Annotated in this window: 17 protein-coding genes; 14 read left to right on the top strand and 3 right to left on the bottom strand. The window is 69.4% G+C overall.

Annotated features, from left to right (window positions below; translation table 11 throughout):
* The first annotated feature begins 8 nt into the window (after window positions 1–8).
* The 12 genes from E8A49_RS11140 (at window position 9) to E8A49_RS11085 (ending at window position 13,926) form a co-directional block, all read left to right on the top strand.
* A complete protein-coding gene (locus E8A49_RS11140; protein ID WP_293380613.1) occupies window positions 9–1,940 on the top strand; it encodes a CocE/NonD family hydrolase in 1,932 nt (643 codons plus the stop codon).
* A 178-nt stretch (window positions 1,941–2,118) separates the two neighbouring features.
* Window positions 2,119–3,297 carry an efflux RND transporter periplasmic adaptor subunit gene (locus E8A49_RS11135; protein ID WP_293380610.1) on the top strand — a complete coding sequence of 393 codons (1,179 nt, stop codon included), beginning with the start codon at window positions 2,119–2,121 and terminating at the stop codon, window positions 3,295–3,297.
* A 6-nt stretch (window positions 3,298–3,303) separates the two neighbouring features.
* Window positions 3,304–4,782, top strand: a complete 1,479-nt coding sequence (locus E8A49_RS11130; RefSeq protein ID WP_293380607.1) for an efflux transporter outer membrane subunit — start codon at window positions 3,304–3,306, stop codon at window positions 4,780–4,782.
* Window positions 4,783–4,859: 77 nt separating this feature from the next.
* Window positions 4,860–6,068, top strand: a complete 1,209-nt coding sequence (locus E8A49_RS11125; RefSeq protein WP_293380604.1) for an acyl-CoA dehydrogenase family protein — start codon at window positions 4,860–4,862, stop codon at window positions 6,066–6,068.
* Window positions 6,069–6,092: 24 nt separating this feature from the next.
* Window positions 6,093–6,512: an MAPEG family protein gene (locus tag E8A49_RS11120; protein WP_293380601.1), complete on the top strand. Its 420-nt coding sequence runs from the start codon at window positions 6,093–6,095 to the stop codon at window positions 6,510–6,512.
* Window positions 6,513–6,953: 441 nt separating this feature from the next.
* Window positions 6,954–9,170: a phosphoribosylformylglycinamidine synthase subunit PurL gene (purL, locus tag E8A49_RS11115; protein WP_293380599.1), complete on the top strand. Its 2,217-nt coding sequence runs from the start codon at window positions 6,954–6,956 to the stop codon at window positions 9,168–9,170.
* Entirely contained in the window at window positions 9,170–10,312 is a 1,143-nt protein-coding gene (locus E8A49_RS11110; RefSeq protein WP_293380596.1) for an alanine racemase, read from the top strand. The genes purL and E8A49_RS11110 overlap by 1 nt, the downstream gene beginning before the upstream one ends.
* 157 nt (window positions 10,313–10,469) lie before the next feature.
* Window positions 10,470–10,949: a PEPxxWA-CTERM sorting domain-containing protein gene (locus tag E8A49_RS11105; protein WP_293380593.1), complete on the top strand. Its 480-nt coding sequence runs from the start codon at window positions 10,470–10,472 to the stop codon at window positions 10,947–10,949.
* 108 nt (window positions 10,950–11,057) lie between these two features.
* The gene (locus E8A49_RS11100; protein ID WP_293380591.1) at window positions 11,058–11,717 is read left to right on the top strand and encodes a peroxiredoxin; all 660 of its coding nucleotides are present in this window, start codon (window positions 11,058–11,060) and stop codon (window positions 11,715–11,717) included.
* A 69-nt stretch (window positions 11,718–11,786) separates the two neighbouring features.
* Window positions 11,787–12,200, top strand: coding sequence for a response regulator transcription factor (locus E8A49_RS11095; RefSeq protein WP_293380588.1), 414 nt, complete (start codon window positions 11,787–11,789; stop codon window positions 12,198–12,200).
* A 106-nt stretch (window positions 12,201–12,306) separates the two neighbouring features.
* A complete protein-coding gene (locus tag E8A49_RS11090) occupies window positions 12,307–12,837 on the top strand; it encodes a DUF4199 domain-containing protein (RefSeq protein WP_293380585.1) in 531 nt (176 codons plus the stop codon).
* Window positions 12,838–12,882: 45 nt separating this feature from the next.
* Window positions 12,883–13,926, top strand: a complete 1,044-nt coding sequence (locus tag E8A49_RS11085) for an NADP-dependent oxidoreductase (protein ID WP_293380582.1) — start codon at window positions 12,883–12,885, stop codon at window positions 13,924–13,926.
* 12 nt (window positions 13,927–13,938) lie between these two features.
* On the opposite strand, the gene E8A49_RS11080 is transcribed toward E8A49_RS11085, so the two are convergent.
* A complete protein-coding gene (locus tag E8A49_RS11080) occupies window positions 13,939–14,451 on the bottom strand; it encodes a hypothetical protein (protein ID WP_293380579.1) in 513 nt (170 codons plus the stop codon).
* 314 nt (window positions 14,452–14,765) lie between these two features.
* Between E8A49_RS11080 and E8A49_RS11075 the strand changes: the two genes are divergently transcribed.
* Together E8A49_RS11075 and E8A49_RS11070 are read left to right on the top strand one after the other, a co-directional pair.
* Window positions 14,766–16,496 carry an alpha/beta fold hydrolase gene (locus tag E8A49_RS11075; protein ID WP_293380576.1) on the top strand — a complete coding sequence of 577 codons (1,731 nt, stop codon included), beginning with the start codon at window positions 14,766–14,768 and terminating at the stop codon, window positions 16,494–16,496.
* Between the two features lie 40 nt (window positions 16,497–16,536).
* Window positions 16,537–16,704: a hypothetical protein gene (locus E8A49_RS11070; RefSeq protein WP_293380573.1), complete on the top strand. Its 168-nt coding sequence runs from the start codon at window positions 16,537–16,539 to the stop codon at window positions 16,702–16,704.
* Between the two features lie 30 nt (window positions 16,705–16,734).
* On the opposite strand, the gene E8A49_RS11065 is transcribed toward E8A49_RS11070, so the two are convergent.
* Together E8A49_RS11065 and E8A49_RS11060 are read right to left on the bottom strand one after the other, a co-directional pair.
* On the bottom strand, window positions 16,735–17,154 hold the full coding sequence (locus E8A49_RS11065; protein WP_293380570.1) for a hypothetical protein: 420 nt from the start codon (window positions 17,152–17,154) through the stop codon (window positions 16,735–16,737).
* A gap of 185 nt (window positions 17,155–17,339) precedes the next feature.
* Window positions 17,340–17,678: a helix-turn-helix domain-containing protein gene (locus E8A49_RS11060; RefSeq protein WP_293380567.1), complete on the bottom strand. Its 339-nt coding sequence runs from the start codon at window positions 17,676–17,678 to the stop codon at window positions 17,340–17,342.
* Window positions 17,679–17,756 lie beyond the last annotated feature (78 nt).

The raw sequence follows: 17,756 nt of genomic DNA, 5'->3' as shown, positions 1-17,756 counted from the left end.
GTCAAGCCATGACCCGCTTCGCCCCGCCCGCGGCCTTCGCCGCCGCCCTCGCCCTCTTCGCCGCGCCCGTCCTCGCCCAGGCCCCGACGGGCCCGGAAATCACACCGGATATCCCGGCGCACTTCGAAAAGCCCACGGCGCAGAACGACTGGGTCAAGCGCACGGTGATGATCCCCATGCGCGACGGGGTGAAGCTCTACACCGTCATCGTCATGAAGAAGGGCGCCCACGACGGGCCCATCCTGCTGACGCGCACGCCCTACAACGCCAAGGGCCGGACCCAGCGGTTCGACAGCCCGCACGTCACCGACGAACTGGCCCAGCTGGACGAGCCCTTCGTCACCGACGGCTATATCCGCGTCTATCAGGACATCCGCGGCAAGTACGGCTCCGAGGGCGACTATGTGGTCACCCGCCCGCTGATCGGGCCGCTGAACCATACGAACGTCGACCACGCCACCGACACCTACGACACCATCGAGTGGCTGGTGAAGAACGTGCCGGAGACCAACGGCCGGGTGGGCATGATCGGCTCGTCTTACGACGGCTTCACCACGCTGATGGGCCTGATCAACCCGCACCCGGCGCTGAAGGCCGCCGTGCCGCAGTCGGCCATGGTCGACGGCTGGATGGGCGACGACTTCTTCCACTACGGCGCGTTCCGCACCACCAACCTGGACTACTTCTCAGGCCAGATGACCGCCCGCGGCGAAGGCTTTAAGATTCCTCGGGAAACCTTCGACGACTACACCAACTTCCTGCGCGCCGGGAACATCGAGACCTACGCCAAGGCCGCTGGCCTCGACCAGGTGCCCTACTACCGCAAGATGACCGAGCACGCGGCCTACGACGCCTTCTGGAGCGAGCAGGCGCTGGACAAGGAGCTGGCCCGCCAGCCGCTCAAGGTCCCCACCATGTGGGTCGGCGCCCTGTGGGACCAAGAGGACATGTGGGGGACTATCCACGCCTACCTGGCCACCGAGCCCAAGGACAAGAACAACGACATGAACTACCTGGTGCTGGGCCCCTGGCGGCATTCCGGCGTCAACTACGAACAACGCCAACTCAACGCGCTGAAGCTGCCCGGCGACACGGCCACCGAGTTCCGGATGAAGATCCTGAAGCCGTTCCTGGACGAGCACCTGAAGACCAATGGGCCCAAGGCCAACACCCCGCCGGTGTTCATCTTCCGCACCGGCGACATGGAATGGGACCGCCTGCCCAAGTGGCCGCTGGCCTGCGAGGAGGGCTGCGGGTCCAAGATGAAGCCGCTGTATCTCCAGCCGGGCCTGGGCCTGGGCTTCCAGGCGCCCGCGGGCGGCGGCGCGGCTTTTGACGAATACGTCTCCGACCCCGCCAAGCCCGTGCCCTACGTCCACCGCCCGGTGCGCTACGACGATCCGCCGCAATGGCAGTACTGGCTGACCACCGACCAGCGGCATGTGGACGGCCGCCCGGACGTGCTGACCTACGCCACCGAGCCGCTGACCGCGCCCATGCGGATTTCCGGCGCGCCCATCGTCAACCTCTTCGCCTCCACCAGCGGCACGGACTCCGACTGGGTGGTGAAGATCATCGACGTCTATCCCGACACCGTGCCCAGCCAGGTGGAATTGGGCGGCTACGAGCTGCCCATCGCCATGGACATCTTCCGTGGCCGCTACCGCGAGAGCTTCTCAACGCCGCACGCGATCCCGGCGGGCCAAGTGGAGAAGTACCGGTTCGTCCTGCCGACGGCCAACCACGTCTTCCTGCCGGGGCACCGGATCATGGTGCAGATCCAGTCGAGTTGGTTTCCGCTTTACGACCGCAATCCGCAGACCTTCGTCCCCAACATCTTCTTCGCGAAGCCCGCGGACTACCAGGCGGCGACCCAGCGGGTGTTCCACGCCGGCGCCCAGGCGACCAACATCGAGTTGCCGGTGGTCGACATACATTGATCGGTCTTATGGGATCACTATGTTGCGCCCGCGCGGCATCGCGGTTTGGCGACAATACGAAATGCCGGCGTCGCGTTCTGGAAAGACGGTCCTGACCCGGGCCGCCTTCCAGGCGTCGAAACTGGTAGTCCTCTCCCATCGACCCCCACGGGTTGTCCTTAAGAATCAGGTCCTGCGGGTGCGTACCCAGATCAAGCTCTGCCTCCTGCCCTTGCTGGCGGTTGTTCCGTTGCTGGCCGCCTGCGGCCACAAGGACAACAAGCCGCCCCAGCGCACGCCCGAGGTGGGCTATGTGGTGCTGAAGACCCAGGACGTGCCCCTGGAGATTGTGCTGGGGGGTCGCACCAACGCCTATGAGACCTCCGAGGTCCGGCCGCAGGTCAACGGGGTCATCAAGGCCCGCCGGTTCGTCGAGGGCAGCGTCGTCAAGCAGGGCCAGACGCTCTACGAGATCGATCCCTCGCTCTACCGCGCCGCCGTCGCCCAGGCGCAGGCCAACCTGCAGAACGCCGAGGCCACCCGCGACGCCGCGGTGGTCAAGGCTGACCGCTACAAGCCGCTGGCCGACATGCAGGCGGTGGCCAAGCAGGATTACACCGACGCCGAAGCCGCCGCGAAGCAGGCGATCGCCCAGGTGGCGCAGAACAAGGCCGCCCTCGACACCGCCAAGATCAACCTGCAGTACACCACCGTTCCGGCCCCGATCACCGGACGCATCAGCCGTTCCCTGGTGACCACCGGCGCCCTGGTCACCTCCGGCCAGACCAATGCGATGACCACCATCGCGCGGCTGGATCCGATCTACGTCGATATCCCGCAGTCCAGCGCCGACATGGTCACCCTGCGCCGCGAGCTGTCCGGCGGCGGCGTCACCCCCTCGTCGGCCGACGTGCAACTGACGCTCGAGGACGGCAGCGCCTATCCGCAGCACGGCGTGATCGAGTTCTCCGAGACCATCGTCGACCAGACCACCGGCTCGGTGACCCTGCGCGCGCGCTTCCCCAATCCGACCGGCCTGTTGCTGCCGGGCATGTTCGTGCGCGCCAAGCTCAGCCAGGCCACGGCTCGCAACGCCATCCTGGTGCCGCAGCAGGGGATCAGCCGCGACCCGCGCGGCGACGCCACCGTCTACGTCGTCGGCCCCGGCGACACGGCGCAGCTAAGGACCGTCCAGGCCGCCCGCACCGTGGGGACCAGCTGGCTGGTGACCGGCGGCCTCGCCGCCGGCGACAAGGTGATCGTAGAGGGCCTTGGCCAGTTGAAGCCGAACCAGCCGAACCAGCTGGTGCATCCGGTCCCCGCTGGCTCCGCGCCCCGCCAGCCCAAGCCCGGTACCGGCGCAGGGCGTCAGGGCTAGCGCCTGATGGTCTTGCGCCGCGCCCTCGCCCGTCCGGCCCTGGCCCTGCTCCTGACCGGCGCCGGCCTGGCCGGCTGCACCCTGGAGCCGCACTATGTGCGGCCGACGCCGGCGATCCCGCAGTCCTGGCCGGTGGGCGACGCCTATCCGCCCGCCAGCGCCACGCCCCTGCCCAGCGTCAGCTACCGGGACATCTTCAAGGACCCGAACCTCCAGGCGATCGTCGTCGAGGCCCTGGCCAACAACCAGGACCTGCGCGCCGCCATGGCCAACGTGCTGATCGCACGCTCGCAGTACCGGGTGCAGCGCGCCCAGCTGTTGCCGAAGATCGACGCCACAGGCGGCATGACCGAGGCGCATGGCCTAGTGGAGACCGTCACCCCCGCCGGCGCGATCACCGAATCGCGCCAGACCACCCGCGCCTATGACCTCGACCTCGGCTTCACGTCCTTCCAGCTCGACCTGTTCGGCCGCGTCCGCTCCCAGACCCACGCCGCCCAGGAGCAGTACTTCGCCAGCGAAGCCGGCCTGCACGCCGCGCGCCTGACCCTGGTCGCCGAGGTGGCCAACGCCTACCTGACCCTCGCGGCCGACCGCAGCCTGCTGGCCATCGCCAAGGACACCGTCGCCAGCGCCCAGAAGACCGTCGACCTGACCCAGGCGCGGCTGAACGGCGGCGTCGCCCCCCGCACCGACCTGCGCCAGGCCCAAACCGTGCTGGAGCAGGCCAACTCCGACACCGCCAACCTGACCACCAGCGTCGCCCAGGACCGCAACGCGTTGGAGCTACTGGTCGGCGCCAAGGTGGCCGACACCGCCCTGCCCACCTCCATCGAGGCCGTCGACAGCCTGCTGGCCGAGGTTCCGGCGGGCCTGCAGTCCGGCGTCCTGCTGCGCCGGCCCGACGTGGTGCAGGCCGAGCATCAGCTGCGCGCCGCCAACGCCCAGATCGGCGCCGCCCGCGCCAACTTCTTCCCGACCATCAGCCTGACGGCGCTCGCCGGCGCGGCGAGCCCGGCGCTCGGCCAGCTGTTCAACGGCCAGAACTTCAACTGGACGGCGTCCGGCGCGGCGGACCAGACGATCTTCGCCGGCGGTGCCAACGTCGCCAACCTGGCCCTCGCCAAGGGCCAGCGCAGCCTGGCCGTGGCCCAGTACCAGAAGGCGATCCAGACCGCCTTCCAGGAGGTCGCCGATGCGCTCGCGCGGCGCGGCACCATCGACGCCCAGATGACCGCCCAGAACCACCTGGTGGCCGAAGCCGACGATGAACTGGTGCTGGCCACCGCGCGCTATAACCAGGGGATCGATCCCTTCCTCGACACCCTGGTCGCCCAGCGCACCCTATACCAGGCCCGCCAGACGCTCGCCGAGACGCGGCTGATCCGCGCCGACAACCTGGTCAGTCTTTACCAGACCCTGGGCGGCGACGAGCTGATCGACGCGGCCGGCAAGCCCCGGCCCGCCCGCATCGCCGCCAAGTAGCCTGCCCTCGCAGCACGCTTGCCGGGACGGTCGAGGGGACTAAGCTTCCGCCCAATAACTAAAGTGGGAGAAGCGGCATGGCGGATTTCGGCGGCGACCTGGAGCTGGAGGACTTCCGCGCCGAGGCGCGCGCCTGGCTGGAGGCGAACTTCCCCGCGTCGCTGGCCGGCAAGGGCCTGGCCGCCCTCACCGACGCGCTGGTCGACAGCCCCGAGTTCAGCGCCTGGAAGAAGGCCATCGGCGAGAAGGGCTGGGCCACCCCCACCTGGCCGACCCAGTACGGCGGCGGCGGCCTCCCGCCGGCCCAGGCCCGGGTGCTGACCCAGGAGATGGCCAGGATCGGCGCCTTCAACCCGCTGATGTTCGGCATGGGCATCACCATGATCGGCCCGACCATCCTCGACTACGGGACCGAAGCGCAGAAGCAGACGCACATCCCGCGCATCGTGCGCGGCGAGGTGCGGTGGTGCGTCGGCTACTCCGAGCCTAACGCCGGCTCCGACCTCGCCTCCCTGCAGACCCGCGCCGTGGACGCCGGCGACCACTGGGTGATCAACGGCCAGAAGACATGGACCTCGGGCGCCCAATGGTCCGACTGGTGCGGCATGCTGGTGCGCACCGACCCGTCGGCCCGCAAGCATGACGGCATCTCCTTCATGCTGGTCGACATGCATCAGCCGGGGATCGAGACCCGGCCGATCGCCCTGATCGCCGGCGCCTCGCCCTTCTGCGAGACCTTCATCACCGACGCCGTCGCGCCGAAGGACGCGCTTCTGGGCCAGCTCAACGTCGGCTGGACGGTGGGAAAGCGCCTCTTGCAGCACGAGCGCGCCAGCCAGACCGGCGCCATGGGCGGCGGCGGGCGCACCGTCCCGCTGCACGAGGTGGCCCGCAAGTACGTGGCCGTCGACGCCCACGGCCGGATCGAGGACCAGGACCTGCGCACCCGCCTCGTCCGCCACCAGATGGACGCCCGGGCCCACGCGCTCACCCTGGTCCGCGCCGCCGCTGAGGCCAAGGAGGCCAACGGCGCCACCAACGCCGCCTCGGTGCTGAAGAACTCCGCCACCCACGTCGCCCAGACCCGCGCCGAGCTGACGCTGGAGATCATGGGCGCCCAGGGCCTGGGCTGGGCCGGCGAGGACTTCAACCGCGAGGAGCTCGAGACCGTGCGCGGCTGGCTCTCAGGCAAGGCGATGTCGATCTACGGCGGCTCGGCCGAGGTGCAGAACAACATCATCTCCAAGCGGATCCTGGGCCTGCCGGACACCACCCACTCCAGTTGACGCAAGCGCCGGGGGGCGAGGCCGATGACCGATCCGATCCTGAAGCCGGTGATCGCGCTGGTGCTCTGGTCCTTCGTGATGTGGGCCTGGCTCTACGCCACCCGCATCCCGGCCATCACCCGGCTGAAGATCGCCTACGACCCGCGCCGGCCGGCTTCGGAGTTCGCCGACGCGATCCCGCCGGAGGTGCGGTGGAAGGCCGACAACTACAACCACCTGATGGAGCAGCCGACGCTGTTCTACGCCATCGCCCTGACCCTGGCCCTGCTGGGCCACGGCGGCGGCCTCAACCTGTGGCTGGCCTGGGCTTATGTGGGCTTGCGGGTGGTCCACAGTCTGGTGCAGGCGACGGCCAACGTCATCATGGCGCGGTTTTCGATCTTCATGGTCGCCTCGCTCGTCCTGCTGGCGCTGGCGGTGCGCGCGGCGATGCTGGTGTTCTGAGAACGTCCAGACGCAAAGAAGGCCGCCCTTTCGGGCGGCCTCTGCCGCTTCGTTCGTCCGCGCAGGACCGAAATCCTGGAAGCGCCGCGGGGCCCCCGTGCCCTGACGACCGCGAGTGACGGCCGCCGTTGCCCCTTCTGTGCGCGCAACCTTCGGATGAAGGCAAGGGGCGCTACGTCGCACCCGCCACGATCTCGCCGGGTTGTTGTGGCCGCGCCACGCCGCGAAATGGCCCCATTGGGACCCAGCCCCGGCCACATCCGGCGCGTTAACTGTGATCGTCGGCTGATCGGCATCCGGTCCGGATCCTGAAAAGCCCCCCAGCCCCCCAGATTGGGCGCAGGTCAGCCGACGACTTCCCCTTCAGCAGAATCCCGCGTCGCCGCCTCCCAAAGGCGCGGCCCTATCGCGCTTGCCGTCGAGTCCGGCTAGAAGCCCGCCATGAGCGCCGCCCCCACCAAGAGCCTCGCCGAGACCGCCGCCGAGTTCGGCCTGAAGCGCGAGGAATTCGACCTCATCGTCCGCCGCCTGAACCGCGAGCCCAACCACGTCGAGCTGGGTGTCTTCTCGGTGATGTGGTCGGAGCACTGCTCCTACAAGTCGAGCAAGAAGCACCTCGGCAAGTTCCCCACCACCGGCCCCAAGGTGATCTGCGGCCCGGGCGAGAACGCCGGCGTCGTCGACATCGGCGAGGGCCCCGACGGGCAGAAGCTTGCGTGCATCTTCAAGATGGAGAGCCATAACCACCCCTCGTTCATCGAGCCCTACCAGGGGGCGGCGACCGGCGTCGGCGGCATCATGCGCGACGTCTTCACCATGGGCGCGCGCCCCGTGGCCCTGCTGAACGCCCTACGGTTCGGCGACCCCAGCCATCCGAAGACCAAACGCCTCCTCGGCGGCGTGGTGGCCGGCATCGGCGGCTATGGCAACTGCGTGGGCGTGCCCACCGTGGCCGGCGAGACCAACTTCCATCGCGGCTACGACGGCAACATCCTGGTCAACGCCATGTGCGTGGGCCTGGCCGACGCCGACAAGATCTTCTACTCCGCCGCGCCCGCGCCCGGCCTGCCGGTGGTCTACTTCGGCTCCAAGACCGGCCGCGACGGCATCCATGGCGCGACCATGGCCTCCGCCGAATTCGACGACGCCTCCGACGAGAAGCGCCCCACCGTCCAGGTCGGCGACCCCTTCGCCGAGAAGCTGCTGATCGAAGCCACCCTGGAGCTGATGGCCTCCGGCGCGGTCGCCGCCATCCAGGACATGGGCGCGGCCGGCCTCACCTCGTCCTCGGTGGAGATGGCCGGCAAGGGCGGCGTCGGCATCGAACTCGACCTCGACGCGGTGCCGCAGCGCGAGGAGGGCATGAGCGCCTACGAGATGATGCTCTCGGAGAGCCAGGAGCGGATGCTGGCGATCCTCAAGCCCGGCCGCGAGGCCGACGGCCAGCGCATCTTCGCCAAGTGGGGCCTGGACGCCGCCACCATCGGCCACACCACCGACACCGGCCGCCTGGTCCTGACGCACAAGGGCGAGACGGTCTGCGACGTGCCGCTCGCGCCGCTGTTCGACGACGCCCCGCTCTACGACCGGCCCTGGACCGCGCCGGAGCCTCAGCCGCGGCTCGACCCTGCGTCCGTGCCCGCGCCCGCCGACTACGCCGAAGCTGTGCTGAAGCTGATGAGCGCGCCGGACATGGCCTCGAAGCGCTGGCTCTGGGAGCAGTACGACCGGCACGTCATGGCCGACACCCTGGAGGATAGCGCCACCGGCGCCGACGCCGGGATCGTCCGCGTGCACGGCACCAAGAAGGCGCTGGCCGTCACCTCCGACGTCACTCCGCGCTACGTCCAGGCCGACCCCTACGAAGGCGGCAAGCAGGCCGTCGCCGAGGCCTGGCGCAACCTCACCGCCGTGGGCGCCGACCCCATCGCCATCACCGACAACCTGAACTTCGGCAATCCCGAACGGCCCGAGATCATGGGCCAGATCGTCCGCGCCATCGAAGGCATGGCCGAGGCCTGCCGCGCGCTCGACTTCCCCGTCGTGAGCGGCAACGTCAGCCTCTACAACGAGACCAATGGCGCGGCCATTCCGCCGACGCCCACCGTGGGCGCGGTAGGCCTGATCGCCGACTATGCGCGCCGCGCCGACTTCGGCTCCCTGACCGGCGGCGAGACCCTGATCCTGGTCGGCGAGACCCGCGGCCACCTCGGCGCCTCGATGTACCTGCGCGAGCTGCTTGACCGCGAGGACGGCGCCCCGCCGCCGGTAGACCTCGCCGTCGAGCGGCGAAACGGCGACTTCGTGCGTAATCTGATCCTCTCCGGGCAAGCCTCTGTCGTGCATGACCTTTCCGACGGCGGCCTGATCGCCGCGGCGGCCGAGATGGCGCTGGCGTCGCGCGTCGGCGTCCAGCTCATGAACCGCGAGGACATCCCGGCGCAGGCCTGGCTGTTCGGCGAGGACCAAGGCCGCTACCTGCTGGCGGTCCACGGCGCCGACGCCGCGCTGGCCGCCGCAGAGGCCAGCGGCGTCCCGGCCCGCGTCGTGGGTGAAGCCGGCGGCGACGTCATCGCCGTCCCCGGCCTGTTCAGCCTCGCCCTGGAACGCCTGCGAACCGCCCACGAGGGCTGGCTGCCGGGCTTCATGGGCGCCTGATGACCAGCCTGGCCGCCCACGTCAGCCTGATCGGCCAGCCGGGTTCGCGCGAGCGCATCCCGACGCCGGCCGCCGTCCTCGACCTCGACGCCTTCGAGCGCAACCTCGCCAGGATGGCCGCCCGCGCCAAGGCCGCCGGCCTGGCGCTGCGCCCGCACTCCAAGTCCCACAAGACCTCCGCTATCGCCCACCGGCAGATCGAGGCCGGCGCAGTCGGCATCTGCTGCGCCAAGCTGGCCGAGGCCGAGGCCATGGCCGGCGCCGGGATCGAGGCCATCCTGGTCACCTCGCCCATCGCCGGGGCGGGCCAGGCCGCCCGCGCCGCGGCCCTGGCGGCCGAACTGCGGGACTTCCGCATCGTCGTCGACCATCCCGACGGCGTGGCCGAGCTGGCCGCCGCGGCGGCGCAAAGCGAAGTCGAGGGGCCGATCCAAGTCCTCATCGACGTCGACCCCGGCATGGGCCGCACCGGCGTCCACGACGCCGCCCAGGCGGTCGAGGTGTTCCGCGCCATCGCCGCGCAGCCGTCCCTGAAGCTGCTCGGCGTCCAGTGCTACGGCGGGAACTGGCAGCACATTGCCGGCGCCAACGCCCGCGCCGCCGCCGTCGCCGACGGGATGGCCTACCTCTCCAGCGTGATCGCGGCCCTGCGCGACGCGGGCGCCGCGATCGGCGTGGTCACCGGCGGCGGCACCGGCTCCTTCGCCGCCGACGCCGCCCAGGGCGTGCTGACCGAGGTGCAGCCCGGCTCCTATCCCTTCATGGACCGCGACTACCGCGAAGCCCTGCAGGATGACCCCGACGGCGCCTTCGAACAGAGCCTGACGATCGCCACCACCGTCATCACCGCCAACCATCCCGACTGGGTCACGGTCGACGGCGGGCTGAAGGCCTTCTCCACCGACGGCCCCCTGCCCTTAGCCCTGACGCCGAAGTTCGCGGGATGCGCCTACCGCTACTTCGGCGACGAGCACGGCCGCCTGACCCGCCCCGAGGGCCAACCCGTCGCCCGCGGCGAGCGGGTGGAATTCGCGCCCGGCCACATCGACCCGACGCTCGACCGCTATGACGTGATCCACATGGTTCGCGGCGACGTGCTGGTGGAGATCGCCTCCGTCGAAGCACGCGGCGCCAGCCAATAGGCCACCAAGACGCCGCCGCGAGGGTTCGGCTTATCTAAGCGTAAATGTCGCATTAACTTCTCGGGGACTTGCGATAAGGGTCGCGAGAGGCGCCGGTGGAGGCGCCTGTTGGTGGGGTGGGGCGATGAATATCAGAACGTTTTGCGTGTCTATCGGCATGACCGCGATTGCGGCGCTCGTTATGGCGAGCCCGGCTGCGGCGACCGTCTACTATGATTTTTCGGCGAATTTCCAGGAAGGGAACTTCGTTCCGCCGAACCTGAGCTTCAAGCTCAACACCGACGATTTCATCAGCTCGGACCAGACCTTCACCCCCGCCCAGGTCGGCCTGATCTGCGGCGACGCCTTCGTGACCTGCACCTCGGTCACCCTGTCCACCGACTTCTTCGCCGGACATGATACGGTGGAGATCAACTTCCTCGCCGGCTCCAACCCGCAAACCGCCTACTACTATTTCGGCCCGACAGCCTTCGGCGCCATTGGCGGCTCCCGCCAGGACCAGGGCTCGTTTTTCAACAACGCGACCCTGTCGGTGGCGGTGCCGGAACCCGCGACCTGGGCGATGGCGATCATGGGCCTTGGCCTGGTCGGCGGGACGCTGCGGTCTGCGCGTCGGCAACGCGCCGCGACCGCCTAAGCTGCGGGCGGTCCGACAGACCGCGCTGTCGCCTCGTCCATTTTTTCTGCATTGCCCTCCAATCCGGGCGCGCGGAAGGTCGCGCCTCGCCGACGCGGAGCCTCGACCATGACCCTCAAGCTGAACGACATCGCCCCGGATTTCACCCAGGACTCCACCGAGGGCCCGCTGCACTTCCACGACTGGGCCGACGGCCACTGGGTGGTGTTCTTCTCCCACCCCAAGGACTTCACGCCGGTCTGCACCACCGAGCTGGGCGCCGTCGCCAAGCTGAAGCCGGAGTTCGACAAGCGCGGCGTCAAGGTGCTGGGCCTGTCGGTGGACCCGGCCGACAACCACGCCTGCTGGGCGGCGGACATCGCCGAGACGCAAGGGACCGCCCCCAACTTCCCCATGATCGCCGACACCGACCTATCGGTCTCCAAGCTCTACGGCATGCTGCCGGCCGACACCGAGGGCACGTCGGAGGGCCGCACCCCGGCCAACAACGCCACCGTGCGCAACGTCTTCGTCATCGGGCCCGACAAGCAGATCAAGCTGATCCTGGTCTATCCGATGACCACCGGCCGCAACTTCGATGAGATCCTGCGGGTGATCGATTCCATGCAGCTCGCCGCCGCGCACAAGGTCGCGACGCCGGCCGACTGGAAACAGGGCCAGGATGTGATCATCACCGGCGCGGTCAGCGACGACCAGGCCAATGCGCTGTTCCCCGGCTTCGTGACCCACAAGCCCTATCTGCGGACCACCAAGCAGCCCGGGACCTGAGCTTTCGGCTGCATCGGCCGCCCACCGCCACGGTTGACCGCCGCCCAGGATCACGCACCATCGCAGGCGATGACCCGCACCATCCTGATCTGGGCCCTCGTCCTGGCCCTCGGCGCCTTCGCGCTGCAGTGGCTGGAGTTCCAGTACCTGGCGCGGCGGTTCTCCTTCGAGATCTACGTCGGCCTGATCGGCACGGCCTTCGCGGCCGGCGGGGTGTGGCTGGGCTGGCGGCTGAGCGCGCGGCCGATGTCCGGCGCCTTCGCCTGCAACACCGCCGCCCAGGCTTCGCTCGGCCTCACCGGCCAGGAGATGAAGGTGCTGGAACGCCTGGCCGCCGGCCAGTCCAACAAGGAGATCGCCCGCTCCCTCGGCCTGTCGCCCAACACCGTGAAGACCCACCTGGCCAACCTGTTCGCCAAGCTGGAGGTCGCCCGACGCACCCAGGCCGTCGGCAAGGCCCGCGACCTGCAGCTGATCCCGTGACCGCGCCCCGCCGAACGGGTCAGACGCACGATCTCACCCTTTCGGGCGATACCGCCCGACACGCCGCACCGGCAGGCTCCCCTCCAACCTCAAGGGAGCCAACACCATGACCCGCATCGTCCTCACCTACGGCCTGATCTCAGGCCTCGTCACCATCGGCGGCATGCTGATCGTCATGAGCTTCGCCGGCCACAGCCTCTGGCTGGGCTACCTCGTCATGCTGGTGGCGCTCTCCTCGATCCTGGTGGGCGTCAAGCAGCACAGGGACCAGGCGCTGGGCGGGGTGATCCGGTTCTGGCCCGCGCTGGCGGTGGGCCTGGGCATCGCCGTCGTCGCCTCCCTGGCCTATGTGGTCATCTGGGAGGCCTATCTGGCCGCCACCCACTACAGCTTCATGGACCAGTACGCCGCGTCCATGCTGGCGGCCAAGCGCGCCGCCGGCGTCACCGGCGCGGCCTACGCCAAGGCCGTCGCCGACGCGGACGCCATGCGCCGCGAGTACGCCAACCCGCTCTACCGCCTGCCGGAGACCTTCCTGGAGATCTTCCCGGTCGGCCTGCTCATCGCGTTGGCCAGCGCCGCCCTGCTGCGCAACCCGCGGTTCCTGCCGGCGAAGGTTCGCATGGCGGCGGCCTAGGCGCGCCCTAGGCGTCGGGGCGGCCACCACGTAAGACTCGGGCCCATGCCGACCTACCGCTACTGGACCCGCTCCGCCGCCCCGCTGCCGGCCTGGCCCGAGCCCGACACCTTCGAGCTGCGCGAGGCGCCGGTCCCGGAGCCCGCCGAGGGCCAGGCGCTGACGCGGACGATCTACGTCAGCCTCGACCCCTACCAGTGGGGCTACAAGAAGCGCGGCGTGGAGCCGCCGGGCGCGCCCTGCCATGCCCGCACGGTCGCCCAGGTGGTCGAAAGCCGCATGGAGGGCCTCGCGCCCGGCGACCTGGTCTTCAACACCAACGGCTGGGCCGAGATGGGCCTGATGGGCGAAGGCGTGCCCCGGCCCGGCTACATGATCCCGCGCAGGCTCGACCCGGCCCAGGGCCGCATCTCCCAGGCGGTCGGCGTCCTGGGGATGCTGGGCCTGACCGCCTACGCCGGGATGGTCCTGCAGTGCGAGCCGAAGCCCGGCGACACCGCTGTGGTCTCGGCGGCCTCCGGCGGGGTCGGACAGATCGCCGGCCAGCTCGCCCGGCTGAAGGGCTGCCGCGTCGTCGGCATCGCCGGCAAGCCGGAGAAGTGCCGCTTCGTGACCGAGGAGCTCGGCTTCGACGCCTGCGTCTCGCACCTCAGCCCGACCTTCGCCGACGACCTCAGGGCGGCCTGCCCCGCCGGTGTCGACGTCTACTTCGAGAACGTCGGCGGCGCGGTCTTCGACGCGGTCCTGCCGCTGTTCAATCCCGGAGCGCGGATGACCATCTGCGGCCTGATCGCCACCTACGGCGATCCGGACGGCGACGCCGCCCGCGCCGCCCTGATGGCCCGCGGCGAGGCCATCTTCACCGCCCGCCAGGTGAGCGTCCGTGGGCTCTTCGTCGGCGACTATGTGACGGACCACCACGACGAATTCCTCGCCCAGATGGGCCCCTGGGTCGCGAGCGGCCAAGTGAAGTACCGCGAGGACATCCGCCAGGGCCTGGAGACCCTCCCCGCCGCCTTCGCCGAGATGCTGAGCGGCGGCAACTTCGGCAAGATGCTGGTGCAGGTCAGCGAAGACCCGACGCTCTAGGGCGCCGGTCAGCTAGTTCTCGGCCGCCGCCGCGCCGCGGTCCGGGACGCTCGCCAGCTCGATATGCAGGTGCGGCCCCTCGCGGCCATGGGCGGCTTCGGCCGCCACCCTCAGGAAGGCCGCGCCGTCGCGGCGCAGCTTGGCCGCGGCGCTCTGCGGCGACATGCCGGCGACCACCACGTCATAGGCGCCCGGCGCATCCGGATCGCCGATCGAGTGGCGCGACAGATGGCCGGCCGGCACGGTGCCCGCGCCCTGGCGGCGCAGGGCGTTCTCCTGGGCGACGGTGCGATAGCCGCTGGTCTGGCGCCAGCGGCCGGGCCCGAACACCCGGTCCAGGGTCGCCGAGAAGTCGCCGCCGGTCGCCGGGGCGGCAGCGGCGGGCTTCGGATGGAAGCGCGCATAGTCCGCGTCGGCGGAGACCACCTCAATCGTCCCGGCGGACGCCCCCGTCGCCAGCCACAAGGCCGCGAGCCCCGACGCCGCGCCGGCGGCGGCCAACAGCGATGTCGCCCGGACCATCATCCGGCCAGCCTAGCCGCGACAGGCTTTCCAGACCGTTCAAACGCCGGAGGCCGGCTAGGCGGCGCATCCACAATGCTGTCGGGTCTGCGCTCCCTCAGGACACCGACGTCGGTTCGCGACCCGTTGCGGACGATGGCGGGGCGCGGGCTACCGCTGACTTCATCAGGCGCGAAGGCTGCTCGATGCTTGTGTCCCGCCGCGAAAATTACATATGTAGTTGAGATGTGGGTATTACATGTGTAGACCAAGCTCCGGTTGAGGAGGCCGGCTAGACATCCGGGGCGCGGGCAGCAATCGATCATGGAGGGCTTGGGATGCGCATGATGGTCGGCGGACTGGCCGCGGCGCTGGTGTTGGGTCTGGCCGCGAGCGCGCGCGCGGAAGAGGCGGCGGGCGACTGGGTGGGCGTGTTGGCGACCGCGCCCTACGGCGACGTCACCATGGCGCTGCACCTCAAGAAGGACGGCGGCGGCTATTCGGGCGCGCTGGACGACGTGACCCTCGGGTTCATGAACCTCAGGCTGGGGAATCTCGCCGTGTCGGGCGACCACATCGCGATGGCCATCCCGGCGGCGCAGGCCACCTACGAGGCGACCTGGGACCCCGCCGCCCAGCAGTGGGCGGGGCTCTGGAAGTCACAGGGCGCCGAGGCTGGGTTGCCGCTTCGCTTCAGCCGCGGGCTGCCGCCGCCGGCGCCGCGAGTCGCCGGGCTCGATGGCGACTGGGCCGGCGCGGTGGAGATGACGTCGGGGATCAAGATGCACTTGGCCTTGCACGTCGTGACGACCGAGGCGGCCGGCACAACCGCCAAGCTGGACGTCGCCGAGCAAGGCAGCGTGGCCCAGCCCGTGAGTTCGATCACCCGCGACGGCGACAAGGTGACCTTCGAGATGCGCTACGTGGGCGTGCGGTTCGCGGGCGTGCTCGACGCGAATGGCCGGATCGCCGGCGCCTGGCGCCAGGCCGGGACGGAGAGCCCGCTGATCTTGGCGCGGAGCGTATCCGCCGCGACGCCGACCGTTCTCAACCGACCCCAGACGCCGACCAAGCCCTATCCATATCGGGAGGAGGCGGTGGTATTCGACAATGCCGCGGCCCATGTCAGGCTGGCCGGCACGCTCACGCTGCCGCAGGGCAAGGGGCCGTTCCCAGTCGCGGTGCTGATCTCAGGCTCCGGGCCGAACACGCGCAACGAGCCGGTCCTGGGGCACCAGATCTTCCTGGTGCTCGCCGATCACCTGACGCGCAACGGGATCGCGGTGTTGCGATACGACAAGCGCGGCGTGGGCGAATCCACCGGCGACTATTCCAAGGCCACGACCCAGGACTTCGCCGACGACGCCGAGGCGGCGGTACGCTACCTCGCCGCCCGGCCCGACATCGACAAGCGCCACATCGGCCTGATCGGCCACAGCGAAGGCGGGCTGATCGTGCCGATCGTCGCAGCGCGCGACCCCGCCGTGAGCTTCATCGTGATGATGGCCGGTCCCGGCGTGAACGGAACCGACGTCTACGTCGAGCAGGCTCGCCGCATTTTCCAGGCGATGGGCGCGACGCCGGAAGCGGTCGCCAAAGCCGCGACACAGAGGATGGCGATGATCCGAATCATCCAGACGACCAAAGACTCCGCAGAGGTGAGCGCGAAGGTCGCGGCCCTCTTCGGTCCCAACATCGCGCCATCGTTGATCAAGACCGCTGTCGACACCTACAACACCGATTGGTTCCGCGAATTCTTCGCCTACGACCCCCAGCCCGCCCTACGCAAGGTCCACTGCCCGGTGCTGGCGCTGAACGGCGACAAGGATGTGCAGGTGTCGTCGGCCCAGAACCTGCCGGCGATCCGCGCCGCGCTCGCCGCCAACCGCGACGTTGAGATCGACGAGATTCCGGGTCTGAACCACCTGTTCCAGACGGCGAAGACCGGCGGGCTCGACGAGTACGCACAGATCGAGGAGACCGTCGCGCCCGTCGCGCTGGACAAGATCACGTTCTGGGTCGCCCGCCACACCGGCGCGAAGGCCGCGGTCGCGGCTGCGACGCGTTAGCCCTCGGCTCACCGGCCTGAACCTCTCGCCCGGAGCCGCCATGCCCTTCCGGTTCCGCTCGGCGGCGCTCGCCGCCTTGGCCGCCGGCATGTCGCTCGTCGCCGATCGGGCCCTGGCCGACCCGATGCTGTGGAGCGTGAAACTGGCGGGGCGAGCGCGTGCGTTAGAAGGATCGTTGGCAAGCCAAGGGTCTGCTTTCGATCCTTAGCGGACGTGGCGGCAGGCGCCTGGGCTCATCCTATTTCTGTCTCTTGTGCCTGTTGTGGCAGGACGTGCAGGTGTCGCCGAGATCGCTGGCGGCCTTGGCGAAGGCTGCGGCGTCTTCCTTGCCGGCAGCCTTCTCGGCTTCGTCCGCCAACCTGGCGAAGTCGGCGGCGGACTTTATCCAGATCGCCCCGGACTGCTTTTGCGGGCCATTGAGATTGCTTGCAGCATTTTTCAGCACCTGCGTGGCCAAGAGAACCCGCTCCCATCGTTCCTGGGAGACCTTCGCGCCGGGGCCATTGACGGGATCCACTTCGCCGGCCAGCGCAAAGACCGTATTGCTCGCGGGGTCCACCAGCTCCTTCATCTCCTCCGTCACGCTCATTAGGATCGCGGCGACCCCACTGCCTGCGATGCAGAGGCTGGCGGCGACGGTGAAGGCAAGCAAACGCATCGGGGAACCTCTAGGCGCGACCATGGTGACGTAAGCGGGTGGGGTTTTGTTTGTCGTCGCACATTGCCGGAGCCGTTGTCCGACTTCCACCCACTCCAGTCACTCGGCGTGTCGCTTTCCCGCCACCCGCGGCGCGTGGTCCGGCGCCCAGCGCCGTCGTCGCAATCGATGGGTGAGCAACGGCCTTAGGCGGCGCGCGCCGCCTGGACCGCGTGGGCGTTGAGGATCGCCGGGATGAGCCCGGGGAAGCGGCCTTCGATCTCCAAGCACCGCGAGGTGTTGCGCATCTCGACGCCCTGCCGCTCCGAGCGGATCAGGCCGGCCTCGCGCAGCACCTTGAAGTGGTGCGACAGGGACGACTTGGGGATCGGCTTGTCGTTCACCTCGGCGAAGGCCGAGCAGGTCTGGGCGCAGTCGGCTCCGGCGATGTTGGTGAAGATCGCCACGCGCACGGGATCGGACAGGGCATGCAGGATGCCCTCCAGTTGGATGTCCTCGAGCGCGGGGTGAGCCAGCGGCCTCATGAAAATTCAAGTAGGGGGGCTTGAAGCCAAGTTCAATAGTTCCATTTATCCGAACTATAGAACGGGGATGGCGCGAGA

This window comes from Phenylobacterium sp., from assembly GCF_004799515.1.
Taxonomy (GTDB): Bacteria; Pseudomonadota; Alphaproteobacteria; order Caulobacterales; family Caulobacteraceae; genus Phenylobacterium.
This window is presented reverse-complemented; position numbering and strand designations above follow the sequence as displayed.

Excerpts from the sequence above, each read along its gene's own strand:
- E8A49_RS11140 (WP_293380613.1), top strand. The coding sequence starts at position 9 with ATGACCCGCTTCGCCCCGCCCGCGGCCTTCGCCGCCGCCCTCGCCCTC.
- E8A49_RS11130 (WP_293380607.1), top strand. The coding sequence starts at position 3,304 with ATGGTCTTGCGCCGCGCCCTCGCCCGTCCGGCCCTGGCCCTGCTCCTG.
- E8A49_RS11125 (WP_293380604.1), top strand. The coding sequence starts at position 4,860 with ATGGCGGATTTCGGCGGCGACCTGGAGCTGGAGGACTTCCGCGCCGAG.
- E8A49_RS11120 (WP_293380601.1), top strand. The coding sequence starts at position 6,093 with ATGACCGATCCGATCCTGAAGCCGGTGATCGCGCTGGTGCTCTGGTCC.
- purL (WP_293380599.1), top strand. The coding sequence starts at position 6,954 with ATGAGCGCCGCCCCCACCAAGAGCCTCGCCGAGACCGCCGCCGAGTTC.
- E8A49_RS11110 (WP_293380596.1), top strand. The coding sequence starts at position 9,170 with ATGACCAGCCTGGCCGCCCACGTCAGCCTGATCGGCCAGCCGGGTTCG.
- E8A49_RS11105 (WP_293380593.1), top strand. The coding sequence starts at position 10,470 with ATGACCGCGATTGCGGCGCTCGTTATGGCGAGCCCGGCTGCGGCGACC.
- E8A49_RS11100 (WP_293380591.1), top strand. The coding sequence starts at position 11,058 with ATGACCCTCAAGCTGAACGACATCGCCCCGGATTTCACCCAGGACTCC.
- E8A49_RS11095 (WP_293380588.1), top strand. The coding sequence starts at position 11,787 with ATGACCCGCACCATCCTGATCTGGGCCCTCGTCCTGGCCCTCGGCGCC.
- E8A49_RS11090 (WP_293380585.1), top strand. The coding sequence starts at position 12,307 with ATGACCCGCATCGTCCTCACCTACGGCCTGATCTCAGGCCTCGTCACC.
- E8A49_RS11085 (WP_293380582.1), top strand. The coding sequence starts at position 12,883 with ATGCCGACCTACCGCTACTGGACCCGCTCCGCCGCCCCGCTGCCGGCC.
- E8A49_RS11080 (WP_293380579.1), bottom strand. The coding sequence starts at position 14,451 with ATGATGGTCCGGGCGACATCGCTGTTGGCCGCCGCCGGCGCGGCGTCG.
- E8A49_RS11075 (WP_293380576.1), top strand. The coding sequence starts at position 14,766 with ATGCGCATGATGGTCGGCGGACTGGCCGCGGCGCTGGTGTTGGGTCTG.
- E8A49_RS11070 (WP_293380573.1), top strand. The coding sequence starts at position 16,537 with ATGCCCTTCCGGTTCCGCTCGGCGGCGCTCGCCGCCTTGGCCGCCGGC.
- E8A49_RS11065 (WP_293380570.1), bottom strand. The coding sequence starts at position 17,154 with ATGCGTTTGCTTGCCTTCACCGTCGCCGCCAGCCTCTGCATCGCAGGC.
- E8A49_RS11060 (WP_293380567.1), bottom strand. The coding sequence starts at position 17,678 with ATGAGGCCGCTGGCTCACCCCGCGCTCGAGGACATCCAACTGGAGGGC.